This is a genomic window from Pseudarthrobacter sp. DSP2-3-2b1 (assembly GCF_049895945.1).
Taxonomy (GTDB): Bacteria; Actinomycetota; Actinomycetes; order Actinomycetales; family Micrococcaceae; genus Arthrobacter.
This window is the reverse complement of sequence record NZ_JAFCTI010000008.1, coordinates 154,099-169,294: the sequence shown is the minus strand read 5'-3', so window position 1 is coordinate 169,294 and position 15,196 is coordinate 154,099. Positions and strand designations below refer to the sequence as shown.

General features: G+C 64.9%; 19 protein-coding genes. 16 read left to right on the top strand and 3 right to left on the bottom strand.

Annotated elements, in window-relative coordinates; genetic code table 11:
• Window positions 1-18 precede the first annotated feature (18 nt).
• The 5 genes from ACP7AX_RS12030 to ACP7AX_RS12010 are packed head-to-tail and all read left to right on the top strand — an operon-like array spanning window position 19 to window position 5,456.
• A complete protein-coding gene (locus tag ACP7AX_RS12030) occupies window positions 19-987 on the top strand; it encodes an ABC transporter permease subunit (protein WP_131684350.1) in 969 nt (322 codons plus the stop codon).
• Complete coding sequence (locus ACP7AX_RS12025) at window positions 984-1,904, top strand: carbohydrate ABC transporter permease (protein WP_426226656.1); 921 nt, start codon at window positions 984-986, stop codon at window positions 1,902-1,904. The genes ACP7AX_RS12030 and ACP7AX_RS12025 overlap by 4 nt, the downstream gene beginning before the upstream one ends.
• Before the next feature lie 46 nt (window positions 1,905-1,950).
• The gene (locus ACP7AX_RS12020; protein ID WP_426226655.1) at window positions 1,951-3,012 is read left to right on the top strand and encodes an NAD(P)-dependent alcohol dehydrogenase; all 1,062 of its coding nucleotides are present in this window, start codon (window positions 1,951-1,953) and stop codon (window positions 3,010-3,012) included.
• Window positions 3,009-3,980, top strand: coding sequence for a carbohydrate kinase family protein (locus tag ACP7AX_RS12015; protein WP_426226654.1), 972 nt, complete (start codon window positions 3,009-3,011; stop codon window positions 3,978-3,980). Before ACP7AX_RS12020 ends, ACP7AX_RS12015 begins: the two co-directional genes overlap by 4 nt.
• 3 nt (window positions 3,981-3,983) lie before the next feature.
• Window positions 3,984-5,456 (top strand): mannitol dehydrogenase family protein, encoded by a 1,473-nt coding sequence (locus tag ACP7AX_RS12010; RefSeq protein ID WP_426226653.1) that lies wholly within the window; start codon window positions 3,984-3,986, stop codon window positions 5,454-5,456.
• A gap of 74 nt (window positions 5,457-5,530) precedes the next feature.
• Here ACP7AX_RS12010 and ACP7AX_RS12005 read toward each other — a convergent pair whose 3' ends face one another.
• Entirely contained in the window at window positions 5,531-5,707 is a 177-nt protein-coding gene (locus ACP7AX_RS12005) for a CsbD family protein (protein ID WP_131684355.1), read from the bottom strand.
• Between the two features lie 206 nt (window positions 5,708-5,913).
• Here ACP7AX_RS12005 and ppk2 point away from each other — a divergent pair, with 206 nt between their 5' ends.
• On the top strand, window positions 5,914-6,852 hold the full coding sequence (ppk2, locus tag ACP7AX_RS12000) for a polyphosphate kinase 2 (protein ID WP_131684356.1): 939 nt from the start codon (window positions 5,914-5,916) through the stop codon (window positions 6,850-6,852).
• A gap of 49 nt (window positions 6,853-6,901) precedes the next feature.
• Window positions 6,902-7,414, top strand: a complete 513-nt coding sequence (locus tag ACP7AX_RS11995; RefSeq protein WP_426226652.1) for a hypothetical protein — start codon at window positions 6,902-6,904, stop codon at window positions 7,412-7,414.
• 77 nt (window positions 7,415-7,491) lie between these two features.
• Here ACP7AX_RS11995 and ACP7AX_RS11990 read toward each other — a convergent pair whose 3' ends face one another.
• Window positions 7,492-8,628, bottom strand: coding sequence for a glutamate--cysteine ligase (locus ACP7AX_RS11990; RefSeq protein ID WP_426226651.1), 1,137 nt, complete (start codon window positions 8,626-8,628; stop codon window positions 7,492-7,494).
• Window positions 8,629-8,803: 175 nt separating this feature from the next.
• On the opposite strand from ACP7AX_RS11990, the gene ACP7AX_RS11985 reads away from it, so the two are divergent.
• From ACP7AX_RS11985 to ACP7AX_RS11965, 5 genes are all read left to right on the top strand, one after another.
• Window positions 8,804-9,118 (top strand): hypothetical protein, encoded by a 315-nt coding sequence (locus tag ACP7AX_RS11985; RefSeq protein WP_426226650.1) that lies wholly within the window; start codon window positions 8,804-8,806, stop codon window positions 9,116-9,118.
• Between the two features lie 26 nt (window positions 9,119-9,144).
• On the top strand, window positions 9,145-9,852 hold the full coding sequence (locus tag ACP7AX_RS11980) for a hypothetical protein (RefSeq protein WP_426226649.1): 708 nt from the start codon (window positions 9,145-9,147) through the stop codon (window positions 9,850-9,852).
• Window positions 9,853-9,925: 73 nt separating this feature from the next.
• Window positions 9,926-10,975 (top strand): LLM class flavin-dependent oxidoreductase, encoded by a 1,050-nt coding sequence (locus ACP7AX_RS11975; RefSeq protein WP_426226648.1) that lies wholly within the window; start codon window positions 9,926-9,928, stop codon window positions 10,973-10,975.
• A gap of 148 nt (window positions 10,976-11,123) precedes the next feature.
• Window positions 11,124-11,390, top strand: a complete 267-nt coding sequence (locus ACP7AX_RS11970) for a hypothetical protein (protein WP_426226647.1) — start codon at window positions 11,124-11,126, stop codon at window positions 11,388-11,390.
• Between the two features lie 91 nt (window positions 11,391-11,481).
• A complete protein-coding gene (locus ACP7AX_RS11965) occupies window positions 11,482-12,183 on the top strand; it encodes a DNA alkylation repair protein (RefSeq protein ID WP_426226646.1) in 702 nt (233 codons plus the stop codon).
• Window positions 12,184-12,186: 3 nt separating this feature from the next.
• Here ACP7AX_RS11965 and ACP7AX_RS11960 read toward each other — a convergent pair whose 3' ends face one another.
• On the bottom strand, window positions 12,187-12,360 hold the full coding sequence (locus ACP7AX_RS11960; RefSeq protein WP_426226645.1) for a hypothetical protein: 174 nt from the start codon (window positions 12,358-12,360) through the stop codon (window positions 12,187-12,189).
• Between the two features lie 280 nt (window positions 12,361-12,640).
• Between ACP7AX_RS11960 and ACP7AX_RS11955 the strand changes: the two genes are divergently transcribed.
• The 4 genes from ACP7AX_RS11955 to eda all read left to right on the top strand — a co-directional run bounded on the left by ACP7AX_RS11955 (window position 12,641) and on the right by eda (window position 15,169).
• A complete protein-coding gene (locus tag ACP7AX_RS11955) occupies window positions 12,641-12,973 on the top strand; it encodes an ArsR/SmtB family transcription factor (protein WP_426226644.1) in 333 nt (110 codons plus the stop codon).
• Window positions 12,974-12,985: 12 nt separating this feature from the next.
• Window positions 12,986-13,489 (top strand): SRPBCC family protein, encoded by a 504-nt coding sequence (locus ACP7AX_RS11950; protein WP_426226643.1) that lies wholly within the window; start codon window positions 12,986-12,988, stop codon window positions 13,487-13,489.
• A 143-nt stretch (window positions 13,490-13,632) separates the two neighbouring features.
• A complete protein-coding gene (locus tag ACP7AX_RS11945) occupies window positions 13,633-14,547 on the top strand; it encodes a PfkB family carbohydrate kinase (protein ID WP_426226678.1) in 915 nt (304 codons plus the stop codon).
• Entirely contained in the window at window positions 14,540-15,169 is a 630-nt protein-coding gene (eda, locus tag ACP7AX_RS11940; RefSeq protein ID WP_426226642.1) for a bifunctional 4-hydroxy-2-oxoglutarate aldolase/2-dehydro-3-deoxy-phosphogluconate aldolase, read from the top strand. The genes ACP7AX_RS11945 and eda overlap by 8 nt, the downstream gene beginning before the upstream one ends.
• Window positions 15,170-15,196 lie beyond the last annotated feature (27 nt).

The following is a 15,196-nucleotide window of genomic DNA, read 5'->3' as shown; positions in this document are numbered from 1 at the left end:
GAACCGCAGGAGAACATCATGACTACCGCAACGGCGCGCATCTCCCGCCCGGGACGCAATGCAGCCAAACCTTCTCTAGACGCCAAGTCGCGCGAACGCGCCCTGGCCTGGGCACGGCGTGCACCGCTGCTTCCCGCCCTGGTCTTCCTCATCCTGGTCACCCAGTTGCCGTTTGTGGTGACCCTGATCATCTCATTCATGAACTGGAACAGCCTCAGCCCTGACAAGACTGCTTTCGCCGGGCTGGAAAACTACGCCACAGTCCTCACCGACCCTGACCTGCGCCAGGCCATTTTCACCACCATCCTCCTCACCGTCTCCGTGGTGCTGATCAGCCTGCTCATCGGCCTGGGACTGGCCCTGCTGCTGGACAAGAAGTTCATTGGCCGCGGCCTGGCCCGGACCCTGCTGATCGCCCCGTTCCTGGTCGTGCCCGTAGCTGCGGCGCTGATCTGGAAGCATGCCCTGCTCAACCCCACCTATGGCTTGATCAACGGGATCCTGACCTGGGTATGGTCCCTGTTCGGCAGCGCGACGGCCCCGCAGCTGGACCTGCTCTCGCAGGCCCCGATGATGGCGGTGATCCTCTCCCTGGTGTGGCAGTGGACGCCTTTCATGATGCTCATCCTGCTGGCCGGGCTGCAGTCCCGGCCCATGGACACCGTGGAAGCTGCCCAGATGGACGGCGCCACACCGTGGGGCATCTTCCGCCACCTGACCCTGCCTCATCTGCGCCAGTACCTTGAGCTGGGCGGCCTGCTCGGGGCGATCTACATAGTGCAGAACTTCGACGCCGTCTTTACCCTCACTGCGGGCGGTCTGGGCACGGCGAACCTCCCCTACGCCATCTACCAGACGTTCTACTTCGCCAACGAATACGGCCTGGCTTCCGCCGCCGGCGTGGTGGTTGTCATTGGCACCATCATCGTGGCCACGTTCGCACTCCGCACCGTCTTTTCACTCTTCAAGAAGGAGGCAGCACGATGAGCACCCTCACCCCCGCCGCACCGCAGAGCACACCTTCCGGCCCCACCGCCCTGAATAGCATCCAAACCCGGCGCCGGGGCAAGGCGCGCATGGACCCCACCCGCAACAACACTGCTGCCGGGATCGCGGCCTGGCTGCTCGCCCTGCTCTTCGCAGTCCCGGTCCTGTGGATGATCCTCACCTCGTTCCACTCCGAAACCGACGCCGCCACGAACCCGCCGTCCATCGCGGCGAACCTCACCCTTGACGCGTACCGGGAATTCTTCGGCGAAACATCCGGCGTCAGCCCCTGGCCGTCGCTGATCAACTCCGCCACCGCCTCAATCCTGTCCACCGTCCTGGTGCTGCTCCTGGCCTTCCCGGCCGCGTATGCCCTCTCGATCCGGCCGGTGAAGAAGTGGACCGACGTGATGTTCTTCTTCCTCTCTACCAAAATGATGCCCGTGGTCGCCGCAATCCTGCCGCTCTACCTCTTCGCACGGACCGTGGGAGCCCTGGACAACATCTGGTTCCTGATCCTGATGTACACCTCCATGAACCTCCCCATCGCGGTGTGGATGATGCGTTCGTTCCTCGCTGAGGTACCGGAGGAAATGCTGGAAGCCGCCCAGATCGACGGCGCCAGCCTCCTGCTCATCCTCCGCAAGATCATCGCCCCGGTGGCCATGCCCGGCATCGCCGCGACAGCGCTGATCTGCTTCATCTTCAGCTGGAACGAACTTCTCCTCGCCCGCGTCCTCACCGGCGTGGTGGCAGGCACCGCACCCGTGTTCCTCACGGGCTTCGTCTCAGGCCAGGGCCTGTTCCTCGCCCAGGTCTGCGCTGCCGCCGTGGTCATCTCCCTGCCGGTGCTGTTCGCCGGGTTCGCCGCCCAGGACAAGCTCGTCCAGGGACTCTCCCTCGGCGCAGTCAAGTAACGCAGCCCAATATCCCGGCCCCCGATTTCCCCAAAGGAGTACTTCGATGACAACGTCAACCACCCAGTCCCGCGTCCCGGGACACCCCGAACTGCCCACCACCATGCGCGCCAACATCCTCAAGAGCCAGGGCGACATGGCGATGGAGACCCTGCCCCTCCCGCAGCTCGATGCCGACCAGGTCCTGGTGCAGGTAGCCGCCGTCGGTGTGTGCGGCAGTGATGTCCACTACTACGAGCACGGCCGGATCGGCCCGTACGTGGTGGACCACCCGCTGATCCTGGGCCACGAACTCTCAGGCCGGATCGCCGCCGTCGGAAGCGCCGTCGACCCCGCCCGCGTCGGCAAGCGGGTCGCCGTCGAACCTCAACGGCCCTGCCGCAAGTGCAAGCAGTGCAAGGCCGGCCGCTATAACCTCTGCCCGGACATCGAGTTCTACGCCACCCCGCCGATCGACGGCGCGTTCGCCGAATACGTCACCATCCAGTCCGATTTCGCCTACGACATCCCGGACAGCGTCAGCGATGAGGCAGCCGCACTGATCGAACCGCTCTCCGTGGGGCTGTGGGCCTGCGAACGCGCCGGGATCAAACCCGGCAGCCGCGTCCTCATCGCAGGCGCCGGCCCCATCGGCATCATCGCCGCCCAGGCCGCCCGGGCCTTCGGCGCTACCGAAATCTACATCAGTGACATCGCCGAGGACCGGCTCGCGTTCGCCCTGGAACACGGGGCGACGCACGCGTTGAACGCGAAGACGGACAGCGTGGAAGGGCTCGACGTCGACGCGTTCATTGACGCTTCCGGCGCACCGCAGGCGGTCCGTTCCGGGATCAAGGCCGTGGGGCCGGCCGGCCGCGTGATCTTGGTCGGGCTGGGAGCGGACGACGTCGAACTGCCCGTCTCTTTCATCCAGAACCGCGAAATCTGGCTCTCCGGCGTGTTCCGCTACACGAACACCTGGCCGCTGGCGATCCAGCTGATCGCCGACGGCAAAGTGGACCTGGACATCCTGGTCACCGGCAAGTTCACCCTCGCCGAATCCGAGGAAGCGCTCAAAGCAGGCAAGCAGCCCGGCCAGCTCAAAGCCGTGGTTTACCCGGGCCGATGACCGCAATCACCGTGATCGGCGAATCCCTCGTCGACATCATCAGCGACTCGCGGCAGACCGGCCCCGCCCGGACCGGGACAGTCAAGTCGCACCCCGGCGGCAGCCCCCTCAATGTGGCAGTGGGGGCTGCCCGGCTGGGCCTTGAGACCAGCCTGGTGACCCACTTCGCGGACGACAGGTTCGGCCGGATGATTGAGGAGCACCTGCAGGCCAACGGCGTCGCCGTGATCGCAGGCGGCAGCGCGCCCACGTCAACGGCAACCGCCACGCTCGGCCCGGACGGGGCCGCCACGTATGACTTCGGGATCAGCTGGGACTTCAACGGCGCATCCCTGCCCGCCCTGTCCGCCGTCGAAGGTTCCACCCACGTCCACACCGGTTCCATCGCTTCCATGCTCGCCCCGGGGGACAAGGCCACCCTGGCGCTGGTGAACGCAGCTCGGGAATTCGCAACTGTCAGCTACGACCCGAACTGCCGGCCCGCCATCAGCCCGGACCTCGCCGCAGCCCGGACGAAGGTTGAACTGTTCGTGGCGGCCAGCGACATCGTCAAAGCCAGCGACGAGGACCTGTCCTGGCTCTACCCGGACCGGACTCCCGTGCAAACCCTGGCAGCATGGCTGGAGCTTGGCCCGGCCCTGGTGGCGCTGACGCGCGGCGCCTCCGGTCCTGTGGTTCTGACCCGGCGGGGGAGGGTGGAAATGCCCGCCGAAGACATCACCCTGATGGACACCGTAGGCGCCGGCGACTCGTTTATGGCCGCGCTCATCTCCGGCCTGGCCCAACTCCAAGCGCTAGGACGCGGCGGAAGGAAACGGCTCGAAGTCCTGGACCGGGAAGAACTGCATGCCCTCGTCGCCTACGCCAACCACGCCGCGGCCATCACCTGTTCCCGGCCGGGGGCCAACCCGCCGCACTCAGCGGAACTGGGTTCCTTGACCGGTTCCCTCACCGCACCGGAAGGTTAGACAATGCCTGCACTCGAATCCAGCGCACTTTCCACGCTCTCCTCATCCGTGGCGGTACCCGCCTATGACCGCTCCGGGTTGACGGCCGGCATCGTGCATTTCGGCGTGGGCGGTTTCCACCGCGCCCACCAGGCCATGTACCTGGACCGGCTGATGAACGCCGGCAAGGCACTCGACTGGGCCATCTGCGGAGTGGGTGTCCTGCCCGGCGATGCCCGCATGAAGCAGGTCATGGACAGTCAGGACTGCCTCTACACCCTGGTGGTGAAGAACCCGGACGGAACCCGGGAAGGAAGGGTCATCGGTTCTATCGTCGAGTACCTGTTCGCCCCCGAAGACCCTGAAGCCGTCATCGAGAAGATGGCTTCGGAGGCCATCCGGATTGTCTCGCTCACCGTCACCGAGGGAGGCTACAACTTTCACCACGTCACCGGGGAGTTCGACGCCGGCAACCCCGACGTCGTCCATGACCTCCAGCCCGGGAACCCTCCCCGGACGACATTCGGGCTGGTCACCGAAGCACTGGCACGGCGTCGTGAGCGGGGACTCGCCCCGTTCACCGTGATGTCCTGCGACAACATCCAGGGCAATGGCGACGTGGCCCGCAGGATGTTCACTGCCTTCGCAAACCTCAAGGACCCCGGGCTCGGCGCCTGGGTTGAGGAAAACGTGCCTTTCCCCAACAGCATGGTGGACCGCATCACCCCGGTGACCACCGACGCCGACCGAGGGGCCATCACCGAAGAATTCGGAATCGAGGACGCCTGGCCGGTGGTGTGCGAGCCCTTTGAACAGTGGGTCCTGGAAGACCACTTCAGCCTGGGCAGGCCGCCGTTCGAGGAGGCAGGCGTGCAACTGGTGGCAGACGTTGAACCGTACGAACTGATGAAGCTGCGCCTGCTCAACGCCAGCCACCAGGGCATGTGCTACTTCGGCTACCTCGCCGGGTACCGCTACGCCCACGAGGTGGCCCAGGACGAATTGTTCGCGCAGTTCCTGCTGGGCTACATGGACAAGGAAGCCACGCCCACGCTCCACCCCGTCCCCGGCATCGACCTCAATGCCTACAAACGGACCCTGATCGAGCGGTTCTCGAACGAACACGTAAGGGATACCCTGGCCCGGCTGTGCGCCGAAAGCTCCGACCGGATCCCCAAATGGCTGGTCCCGGTCATCCGCATCAATCTCGAACACGGGGGAGAGGTCCAACGCTCCGCCGCGATCGTGGCCAGCTGGGCACGCTATGACGAAGGCGTCGATGAACAGGGAAACCCGATCGACGTCGTCGACCGGCTGAAAGAGCCGCTGATGGCAGCCGCTGCACGGCAGCACGAGGATCCCCTCGCCTTCATTTCCAACCGGGACGTGTTCGGTGACCTGATCGACAGCCCGGTTTTCGTGGCCGCGTACACCAACGCGTTGATCGATCTGCACAGCAAAGGGGCCCGGGCTGCCCTCGAAGCGCTGAGGACCTGAAAGCAAAAACAGCAAAGGAAAGGGTGCCACCCCGCTTCGGGTGGCACCCTTCCTTTTGGTGAAGCTAAAGCCGACTAGTCCTTCTTGAAGGCGTCCTTGACCTTCTCGCCGGCCTGCTTCAGATCCGCTTTGCTCTGATCGGCTTTACCCTCTGCCTCCAGATTCGGATCGTCGCCTGCCCGTCCGGCAGCTTCCTTGCCCTTGCCGCCAAGCTTCTCGGCAGCATTCTCAATCTTGTCATCCAGACCCACGGTGACACTCCCTCCGATTGGTTGCCGCGGGCATCCGCCCGCCGCTTACCCTTTCATCGTAAACCGGAATCGGGCTAAATGGTAAGCATGCTGACTTAATCATTCGACGGCGGGAGGTCCCGCCGTCGTCCGCAGGCCGTAGTGGGTGCGGGGACCGGCTTGTTATGATTCCGACGACGGCAGTTGAGCCCCGAAGGAGGTCTCCAATGGCGAAGGGAAGCAGTATTCCCTGGACTCCTGCTGACCAGTCGTGGGTCAGGGAAAACCTTCGTGAGGCCATAGACCAGCTGGTGGAACTGGGCTACAGCGTGCGCGGCGGGGAGGGCGAGGACCCGGAACTCATTGATCCCGGCGGCTCGGCAGTGGAGACGTGGCGGGAGGACTACCCGTACGAGCAGCGGATGTCCCGCGAGGAGTACGAACTCGAGAAATACCGCCTGCAGGTGGAACTGCTGAAGTTCCAATATTGGGGCCAGGACCATGGCCTCAAGAACGTGATCGTCTTCGAGGGACGCGATGCCGCCGGCAAGGGCGGGACCATCAAGCGCTTCACCGAGCACCTCAATCCCCGCTCGGCCCGGACTGTGGCCTTGAGCAAACCCTCGGACCGCGAGCAGGGCCAATGGTACTTCCAGCGGTACGTCCAACACCTGCCCTCCGCGGGCGAGATCGTGCTGTTCGACCGTTCCTGGTACAACCGGGCGAACGTGGAACGGGTGATGGGCTTCTGCACCGAGGCCGAGTATGAAACATTCATGGGCGAGGCGCCGCTATTCGAGAAGATGCTGGTGGACTCCGGCATTCACCTCCATAAGTTCTGGTTCTCCGTGACCCGTCATGAGCAGCGCACCCGCTTCGCCATCCGCCAGATCGACCCGGTGCGGCGCTGGAAGCTTTCGCCGATGGACCTGGCTTCCCTGGACCGCTGGGAGGCCTACACGCAGGCCAAGGAGCAGACCTTCCTGCGCACAGACACCGACCACGCGCCGTGGATCACCATCAAGTCCAACGACAAGAAGCGCGGGCGGATCAATGCCATGCGCTGGTTCCTCAACCAGTTCGAGTACGACCACAAGGACACGTCCGTGGTCCATGACCCGGACCCGCTCATCGTGCGGCGCGGCCGCGAAGCCGTGGGCGACTGAGTCCGGCCGGCTACTGGGAAGCCGCCCGCAGCGGGCGTACGATCGGCCCATGATGGACGCCGAAGAAGCCGACCTGACGAGACGCCTCGCCCCGCTGGAACCGTTCCTGCGGGAACTCGGACAGCGGACGCTGCAAACCTACGAACATGCAGGGATCCTCGACGCCATCCCCGGCACTGTCTACCCGGTGGCGGACGCCCTTTTCACCCGGGATGGCGAGACCCTCACTTTTCATCCGCACGGTGCCGTCTACCTGAACGTCACTACCGGGGGAGACCTCCAGCTGGCCCTCCCCAGCGGAGCCGTTCCGCTGCAGGAGGGCATCATCAAGTACCTGCAGTTGGCCCATGAGCCGGACCTTGAGGATGCCAGGCCGGCGGAGGGAGCGACCGAATGGTTCCCGCCTCCGCGTTTTGTCCTGGTGGCCGAAACCTCCCGGCTGTACATCGCATCGGCAGGCTCCATCGTGCGCGCGAAAAACACCACCGGTTTAGTGCCCCTGGAACAGTACGTCAGCGAGAGGGCCCAACTGTTCGTCGAAGGCTTCCGGGCAGCAATTTGAATACTCGCGGCAGTGAATGCCCAGCCGCGTCCCCCAGCCTGAAATTCATCGGGAGTTCATTCGCCCGCGCGGTCGAATTACGCAGCGGCCGCCATGCGGAGCCCGCGGCGGCCGGCAGGATCCCGGTGCGTTAGGTCAATGGCGTTGCCGACGACGGACGCCAGCCCGCCGTGCGCAAAGGCCTGGCGTTGCAGGGTGGAACCCGTGCCGTGGCTGAGGATTCTCTGCAGTGATTCAGTGACGTAACCGGTGTCTCCGGCTTCATCCAGGGCGTCCCGAACGTGGTCGATGAGAGCAGTGAGGACAGTCCGCGCCGTCAGGGGCCGGTGTGTTGCCGGATGGAGCAACTGCCCCTGCACGCCAAAGCGGCTGGCCAGCCACGCCCCTTGGCGCAGTATTGCTGCGGGAACCATATCCGGCTGCTTCCCTGCCTGCCATTCCCTCGCCGCAGTCTCTACCAGTGCCCGCACCAAGGCAGCGATCATGACGGCGTCCCGTGCATCCAGGCACACATCGGACACCCGGATCTCCACTGTGGGGTGACGGGCTGAAAGGCGGGCATCGAAGTCCGGGTTGGCAACAACCCCGGTGACCGCGAGCTGTTGCACCAGCGAGTGGTAGGCGCTGGCCGAACCGAACACCTCAGCGGGTCCTGCGCTGGACCAGCGGTTCCAAGCCTGGGTACGGAAACTGGCATAGCCGCTGTCAGTGCCGTTCCAAAAAGGCGAATTGGAGCTCAGTGCCGTGAGCGAAGGCAGCCAGGCCCTGATCCGGTCAAGAACAGCGACGCCTTCCTCGTCCGAGCTGACGGACACATGGACGTGGTATCCGCAGGTCAGCTGCTCCCGGGCGGTCAAGGCAAACTTGTCCATGAGTGCGTCGTAGCGGTGGTTCCTCGTGGCTTGAGGGATGGTGGGCAGCGGTGACGTGGCCAGTGCCGCCAGCCTGGCTCCGATGCCTTGGGCCAGCAAGTCCGCATAGCTCCGGCCCGTCCTGATCTCTTCCGCAAGTTCACCCAGGCTGCTGTGGGGGCGGGTGATGACTTCGAGTTGTTCCTGCTGGAGTTCTGCAGCAAGTTCGGGAACACGTGAGGAGTTTCCGGCGGAGTGTTCGCCGGGATCGTGGAGGCTCAACAGCTCCCCGGCGAGCGGCAGGGCCCGGCCGCTTGCCGGGTCAACGATCAGGAATTCTTCTTCAACACCGAATGTACGCACGTGCTAAGTGTGTGGGACCGGAATGGGGCCAAAAGACCTGTTCATGTGCCGTCTACCTTGGAACCGCACCGTTGCCCAGCGCGACAGTGTTCACTGCGGCGCAACCTGCGCGTGGGCACGCGTTGGTCCGCGGCAGAAAGTCTGTTCACGCACCCTCCACACGTTAGGAATCCCCATGCGCCTGAACAGATTCAAGACCGCCACAGCCGTGGCCCTCATCGCAGCCGGCGTTGGCACCGCGGTCCTGCCCGCGAATGCTGCCGAAAACAACCCCGCCGCCTGTCCGGCCTTTACCTTCGGGGTCATCGGCGACATCCCCTACGGCGCAGCGGAGATCGCCAAGTTCCCCGCCCGCATCCAGGACATCAATGCAGACAGCGAGCTGAAATTTGTCGCCCACGTTGGCGATATCAAGAACGGGTCTTCAGCTGTTCTGACGAATACTTCGAACACATCCGCTCCGAGTTCGGCACCTTCGAGCACCCGCTGATCTTCACTCCCGGTGACAACGAGTGGGTGGACTGCCACCGGACAAACAACGGCGCCTACAACCCGTTGGAGCGCTTGGCCAAGCTGCGCGAAGTCTTCTTCAACGCACCCGGCAAGACCCTTGGCCAGACCATGCCGGTCAAGACCCAGGAAAACCTGGGACTGCCGGAGAACGTCCGCTTCACCCAGAACCGGGTGGCCTTCTCCGTGGTGAACGTCCAGGGCAGCAACAACTCGCTGCAGCCCTGGTCCGGCCTCGGTGAAACGGCCGCCACACCCGAGCAGTTGGCTGAAGTGGAGCACCGGACCGAGGCAGTTCTGGCCCAGGTGCGCGAAACCTTCTCCCATGCCACCCGCCGGAATGACAGGGCTGTGGTGCTGATGACCCAGGCCGACATGTTCGACCCGGCACTGCTCGACGCTGCCTTGGCCAACCCCGAGACCATGTCCGGATTCAGGGAGATCGTCCAGGCCGTCATTGACGAGACCAACCGCTTTGACGGTCCCGTGTACCTCATCAACGGCGACAGCCACGTCTTCGCCGAAAACCAGCCGCTGGCCGAAGGTTCACCCTGGCTTGAGGTCTACGGCGGCGGCGCCGGCGCTGATGACCTGCAGCGCATCACGGTGGACGGCTCCAATAACGCCACCAACTACGTCAGGTTCACCGTGGCCGGCAACAGCGCCGACGGTAGCGAGGCCCTGTCCTGGGACAAGGTCGCCTTCAGCGGCTGACAACAGATGGTAAGCGGACGACGGCGGCACGCGCCCGCCGTCGTCCGTCCACCTCGGGAATGGATCCCGACGCTTGAACGTTCAACTACTCATGGACTTTGGTATCTTCACTTTCGGCGAACTTTCCCGCAACGTCACCACGGGCAGCGCCCTGTCACCCCAGCAGCGGCTCAAAGAAGTGATCGAGCTGGCCAAGCTGGCGGACCAGGCAGGCCTCAGCTTCCTGGGGCTCGGCGAGCACCACCGGCGCGACTTCGCCGTCTCGGCTCCGGAAATCGTGCTGGCAGCCATCGCCCGGGAGACCACCAACCTCAGGCTCAGCACCGCCGTCACGGTGCTGTCCACGCAGGACCCCGTCCGGCTGTTTGAACAGTTCGCCACCCTTGACCTGATCAGTGACGGACGCGCCGAGATCATTGCCGGCCGCGGGGCCTTCATCGAGTCCTACCCGCTGTTCGGCCACAGCACCGAAGACTACGACGGCCTGTTCGACGAGAAACTGCGGATGCTCCTGGAACTGCGCGACAACGCCACGCTGACCTGGAACGGGGACCTCACCCAGAGCATTCCGGGCATGGACATCGCGCCGCGTCCGGTGCAGGACAAGCTGCCCGTGTGGGTTGGAGTGGGCGGAACCCCGGCAAGCTTCGCCCGGGCCGGACGGCTTGGCCTTCCCCTGTTCGTTGCGCTGCTTTCCGGACCGGAAAGGTTCCGCCGCCTCGCAGAGCTGTACCGGCACAGAGCGGACGAGGCAGGCCATGATTCCGCAGCCCTGCAAATAGGCGTGGGCGGCCATTTTTACGCCGCAGCCACCTCGCAGCAGGCGCGGGACACCTTCTACCCGCACTACCGCGCCTACTTCGAGCAGAACATGCCCCGGCCCGTGGACCACTTTCCGCGCTCCACCTTTGATGACTGGAGCGAACCGGGCGGTGGCCTGCTGGTGGGAAGCCCGCAACAGATTACCGAGAAGCTCCTCGAAATCCACCAGACCCTGGGCAACAGCCGGTACATGGCACAGATCGGCCTGGGCGGGCTGCCGTTCGCTGAGACCGCCCGGTCCATCGAACTGCTCGCCACCGAAATCATGCCGGCTGTGAACCGCGGAATCGGCGCTGCCTGAGACAAGCAAGTGCCGGAGCCCGGGTCTGGTCTGACGCGCCTGCCGGTCCTACAATCGGGGATGGACGCAGCCGGCCCAGGCACCCCCGGATACGCCCTTCGGGGGAGCTGTTGACCATGCCCCAGAGGTGCCGGCAAAGGATGCGAAAATGACTGATATCCAAGGGCTTATCAACTCCCTGGCGCCTGAAGTCCTGGCAAGACTCCAGGAGCGCGGGCCGGACCAGCACCTGGATCCGGACACACTCGATGCTTTTGACCGGGCAGCCGGTGGCCCCGGGGAGGGCCGCGGCTACTACGTTGTCCGCGGCAGCCTGACGCCTTTGGAACGCCGTGAATACCACCTGCGCGATGACGTGGCGGCGGCAATTTTTGCTCCCTCATCCCTCGAAGGCGTCAACGGAGTGGACGCCTAAGAACAGGGTCGCTGCCGCCATGCGTCCGCCGCGCACATGACGGCGGCGGCCGTAGGCTGGTACCGATATGACGGTGATTGGGGAGGAAGACATGGCCGAGACCACAACGGCAGGGCTGCTGGACGAAGTGATGGCCGAGCTTGCCACGCTCGAAGACCCGAAAATGCGCGAAGCCAATGAGAAGCGCGGCGACGACCACGGGGTGAACCTGTCCAAGCTCCGCGCTGTGGCCAAGCGGCTGAAGACCCAGCAGGATCTCGCCCTTGCCCTCTGGGCGACGGACAACACCGCGGCGAGGCTGCTTGCGCTGCTGGTCTGCCGGCCCAAAGCCTTCGAGCGTGGCCAGCTTAACACCATGCTGCGCGAGTCGCGGGCCCCGAAGGTGCACGACTGGCTGGTGAACTACGTGGTGAAGAACAGCCCGCACGCTGAAGAGCTGCGCGTTTCCTGGACGGTGGACCCGGATCCGGTGGTCGCGAGCGCCGGTTGGGCACTCACCAGCGAGCGGGTTGCCAAGAAGCCCGAAGGGCTCGACCTCCCGGCTCTGCTGAACACTATCGAGGCGGAGATGAAGGACGCTCCGGACCGGCTGCAGTGGGCGATGAACCACACTTTGGCCTTCATTGGGATCGAGCACGCGGGCTACCGGGCCCGCGCGCTCGATATCGGAGAGCGCCTGGAGGTCCTCAAGGACTATCCGACGCCGCCGAACTGCACCTCGCCGTTTGCGCCGAGCTGGATCAATGAAATGGTGAGCCGCCAGGAAAACGGCACCGGCAGCCGCCGCAGCTAGCAGTTACCCGCGGACGCTGACAGTGAAGGTGTTGGGGCCGCTGCAGTGGACTGCGATATGGCCCTTGGGTGTGTTGGACCTGACGGAGAGATCGTTCACAATGCCCTCGAGAGTGTGGTCGATGGCGGACCGGTCCCAGATTTTCAGCGTTACGGAGTTCGTGTTTTCAAACGTCATTGTCGGTACTTTCGCTCATGCAGTTGACGGCCCCCTGTTCGTCGTTGAAGGAGCCGCATCCTCGTCGGTGAGGATTGCTGATTTCGGTAGTGCGGGAGTGACCCCTAGATCATGGTTCAGGGTGGCCGCCGGAGTTGGCAACCAAAACGGCCAAAGTGTGAGCGAATACACGTCCCTTCGGCCCGGGGCGCAGTTACATTACGGCGGCCGCGTAAAGGTTCCGGCGGACCGAAAACCAGGCCGTTGACAACCGTGGCCGACCGGCATAATCTACAACCAAATGGTTGCAGATCAGCTCAGTGATGCCGACGTCGACCGCCTCTTCCAGGCGCTGGCGGACGCCACACGGCGGGACATTGTCCGGCGGGTGACCGGGGACGGGTATTCCGTCTCGGGCCTTGCTGCCCTGTACACCATGAGCTTCGCCGCCGTCCAGAAACACGTGGCGGTGCTGGAGCGTGCTTCCCTGGTGACCAAGGAGAAGCACGGACGGGAGCAGATCGTGCGGGGAAACCACGAAGGACTGGAGAAGGCCCGGCGGCTGCTCGACGAGTATGAAGCGATCTGGCGGCAGCGCGCTGAGCGGATCGCTGACATTCTGGCTGAAGAATAGGAAGGTTGCGCAATGCCTGTTATCAGTTCCACCAAGAATCTCGAGGCACTCAGCTTCACCCTCGTGGCGGAGTTCGACGCCGGCGTCGAACGCGTCTGGCAGATCTGGGAGGATCCCCGCCAGCTGGAGCGCTGGTGGGGTCCGCCCAACTATCCGGCCACGTTTGACCGGTTCGACTTCCAGCCCGGCGGACAAGCGGACTATTACATGACTACACCTGAGGGGGACAAGCCCCGCGGCTGGTGGCGGTTCACCGCAATCGAGGCGCCGCGGAAGCTTGAGTTCGACGATGGCTTCTCCGATGCTGACGGCGCCCCGCAGAACGAATTGGGCAGCTCTCATGCCACCGTGAACCTGGAAGACCTCGGCGGCCGCACCAGGATGACCATCCTGTCCACATTCGAATCCGAAGAGCAGATGGAGGAGATGGTCCAGATGGGCATGGAGGAAGGCATGAAGGAAGCTGTCGGCCAGATCGACGCGATCCTCGCCGAACACGCCCATCAGGTTGGCTAACAGGCCTGATTGAGCGCCGGGCCGCCCGGAATGGACGTCACGGAGTGCAGGAAGGAAGTCGTCGGAGGCTGGGGGCATCGGCGTAGAGTTCAGCTGTGAGCACCACAGACCTTGAATCCGCGACGCCGTTCGACGTCGTCGTGATGGGGGAGATCCTCGTGGAGGTGGCCACCGACGTCGCCTTCGCCCACGGCGTGCCGGCCCAGCTCGGCATTTCCGGCGACGCCCTGAACGTGGCCGCCGCAGCGGCGGCAGCCGGCGCCCGCGTCGGCCTGCTGTCAGTATTGACCGACGACGACCTTGGCCAGGCGATCGCCGCCCGGATCGCGGAACTCGGCATCTCCACCCGCCTCGTGAAGTTCCGGACCGGGCAGCAGGGCGTGTACCTGGTGCACTCCGATCCGGAAGGCCAGCGCGAGTTCTCCTACGCCCGCAGCGGCAGCGTCGGATCCAGCCTCGGCCCCGACGACGTCGATCCCGCAGTGTTCGCGGCCGCCGGCGCCGTGGTGGCCGGCGGGATCGCGTGCGCCATTTCCGAATCGTCCCGCGCTGCGGTCCTCAAGGCCGCCGCGGTGTCCAAACGCTTTGTGTTCGATCCCAACTTCCGCCCCCGGCTCACCTCCGTGGAAGACGCGACGGCGGCGCTCCTGCAACTCGCGCCGCGGAGCTACCTGGTGACACCGTCCTTTCCCGGCGAAACATCAGCCCTCCTGGGCACCTCCACGCCGGCGGAGGCGGCTGCAAAGCTCCTGGGCCTCGGCGCAGGGAACGTTGCCGTGACCTGCGGGGCAGAAGGGATCCAGCTCGACGGCGAAGGCCTGGACAGCACCTGGATCAGCTCCATCCCTGCCCCAGCTGTGGTGGACCAGACCGGCGCGGGCGACGCCTTCGTCGGAACCCTCACCGCCCGGATGGTCCTCGGCGACACGCTCCCCGTGGCTGCACGGTACGGTGCCGCCGCAGCGTCCCTGGTAGTGGGTGGCAAGGGCGGAACCGGTTTCATCCCCACCTTCGAACAGACCAGCGCGCACCTGAGAAATGAGATCAACCATGGCTGACGCCACCAGCGTCCTGAACGTTTCGCCCGTCATCCCCGTGGTGACCATCGATGACCCGCGGCACGCTGTTCCGGTGGCCAGGGCACTGGCCGACGGCGGCGTCCGCATCATCGAGCTCACGCTCCGCACCAAGAGCGCACTGACGTCGCTGAAGCTTATTGCTGAAGAAGTCCCTGAGATCCTGGTCGGGGCCGGAACCGTGCTGACTCCGGCCCAGGCAGACGCCGTTGTGGCCGCGGGGGCGCAGTTCATCGTCAGCCCGGGGGTCACTCCGGCCCTGCTGGACCACCTGCTGACCGTCGGTGTGCCGGTACTTCCCGGCGTTGCCACGGTGGGGGAGGTCATGCAGGTCCTGGAACGGGGCCTGACCGCCATGAAGTTCTTCCCGGCCGGGCCGGCTGGCGGGCCGGACTACCTTGCCGCGATCGGGGCGCCCATCCCGCAGGTGCAGTTCTGCCCGACAGGAGGGGTCAGCATCGCCACGGCACCCAAGTACCTGGCACTGCCGAACGTCTCCTGCGTCGGCGGCAGCTGGCTTACCCCGCGTGCAGCCTTCGAGAACGAGGACTGGCGCGAAATCACCCAGCTCGCGCGGCTCACAGCCTCACTGGCGACCAACTGAGGGGTCCCGGAGGCAGATGACCATGGC

What these genes read in the sequence shown, in the direction of transcription:
- ACP7AX_RS12030 (WP_131684350.1), top strand. Translation starts at nt 19, where the DNA reads ATGACTACCGCAACGGCGCGCATCTCCCGCCCGGGACGCAATGCAGCC.
- ACP7AX_RS12025 (WP_426226656.1), top strand. Translation starts at nt 984, where the DNA reads ATGAGCACCCTCACCCCCGCCGCACCGCAGAGCACACCTTCCGGCCCC.
- ACP7AX_RS12020 (WP_426226655.1), top strand. Translation starts at nt 1,951, where the DNA reads ATGACAACGTCAACCACCCAGTCCCGCGTCCCGGGACACCCCGAACTG.
- ACP7AX_RS12015 (WP_426226654.1), top strand. Translation starts at nt 3,009, where the DNA reads ATGACCGCAATCACCGTGATCGGCGAATCCCTCGTCGACATCATCAGC.
- ACP7AX_RS12010 (WP_426226653.1), top strand. Translation starts at nt 3,984, where the DNA reads ATGCCTGCACTCGAATCCAGCGCACTTTCCACGCTCTCCTCATCCGTG.
- ppk2 (WP_131684356.1), top strand. Translation starts at nt 5,914, where the DNA reads ATGGCGAAGGGAAGCAGTATTCCCTGGACTCCTGCTGACCAGTCGTGG.
- ACP7AX_RS11995 (WP_426226652.1), top strand. Translation starts at nt 6,902, where the DNA reads ATGATGGACGCCGAAGAAGCCGACCTGACGAGACGCCTCGCCCCGCTG.
- ACP7AX_RS11985 (WP_426226650.1), top strand. Translation starts at nt 8,804, where the DNA reads ATGCGCCTGAACAGATTCAAGACCGCCACAGCCGTGGCCCTCATCGCA.
- ACP7AX_RS11970 (WP_426226647.1), top strand. Translation starts at nt 11,124, where the DNA reads ATGACTGATATCCAAGGGCTTATCAACTCCCTGGCGCCTGAAGTCCTG.
- ACP7AX_RS11965 (WP_426226646.1), top strand. Translation starts at nt 11,482, where the DNA reads ATGGCCGAGACCACAACGGCAGGGCTGCTGGACGAAGTGATGGCCGAG.
- ACP7AX_RS11960 (WP_426226645.1), bottom strand. Translation starts at nt 12,360, where the DNA reads ATGACGTTTGAAAACACGAACTCCGTAACGCTGAAAATCTGGGACCGG.
- ACP7AX_RS11955 (WP_426226644.1), top strand. Translation starts at nt 12,641, where the DNA reads ATGGTTGCAGATCAGCTCAGTGATGCCGACGTCGACCGCCTCTTCCAG.
- ACP7AX_RS11950 (WP_426226643.1), top strand. Translation starts at nt 12,986, where the DNA reads ATGCCTGTTATCAGTTCCACCAAGAATCTCGAGGCACTCAGCTTCACC.
- ACP7AX_RS11945 (WP_426226678.1), top strand. Translation starts at nt 13,633, where the DNA reads ATGGGGGAGATCCTCGTGGAGGTGGCCACCGACGTCGCCTTCGCCCAC.
- eda (WP_426226642.1), top strand. Translation starts at nt 14,540, where the DNA reads ATGGCTGACGCCACCAGCGTCCTGAACGTTTCGCCCGTCATCCCCGTG.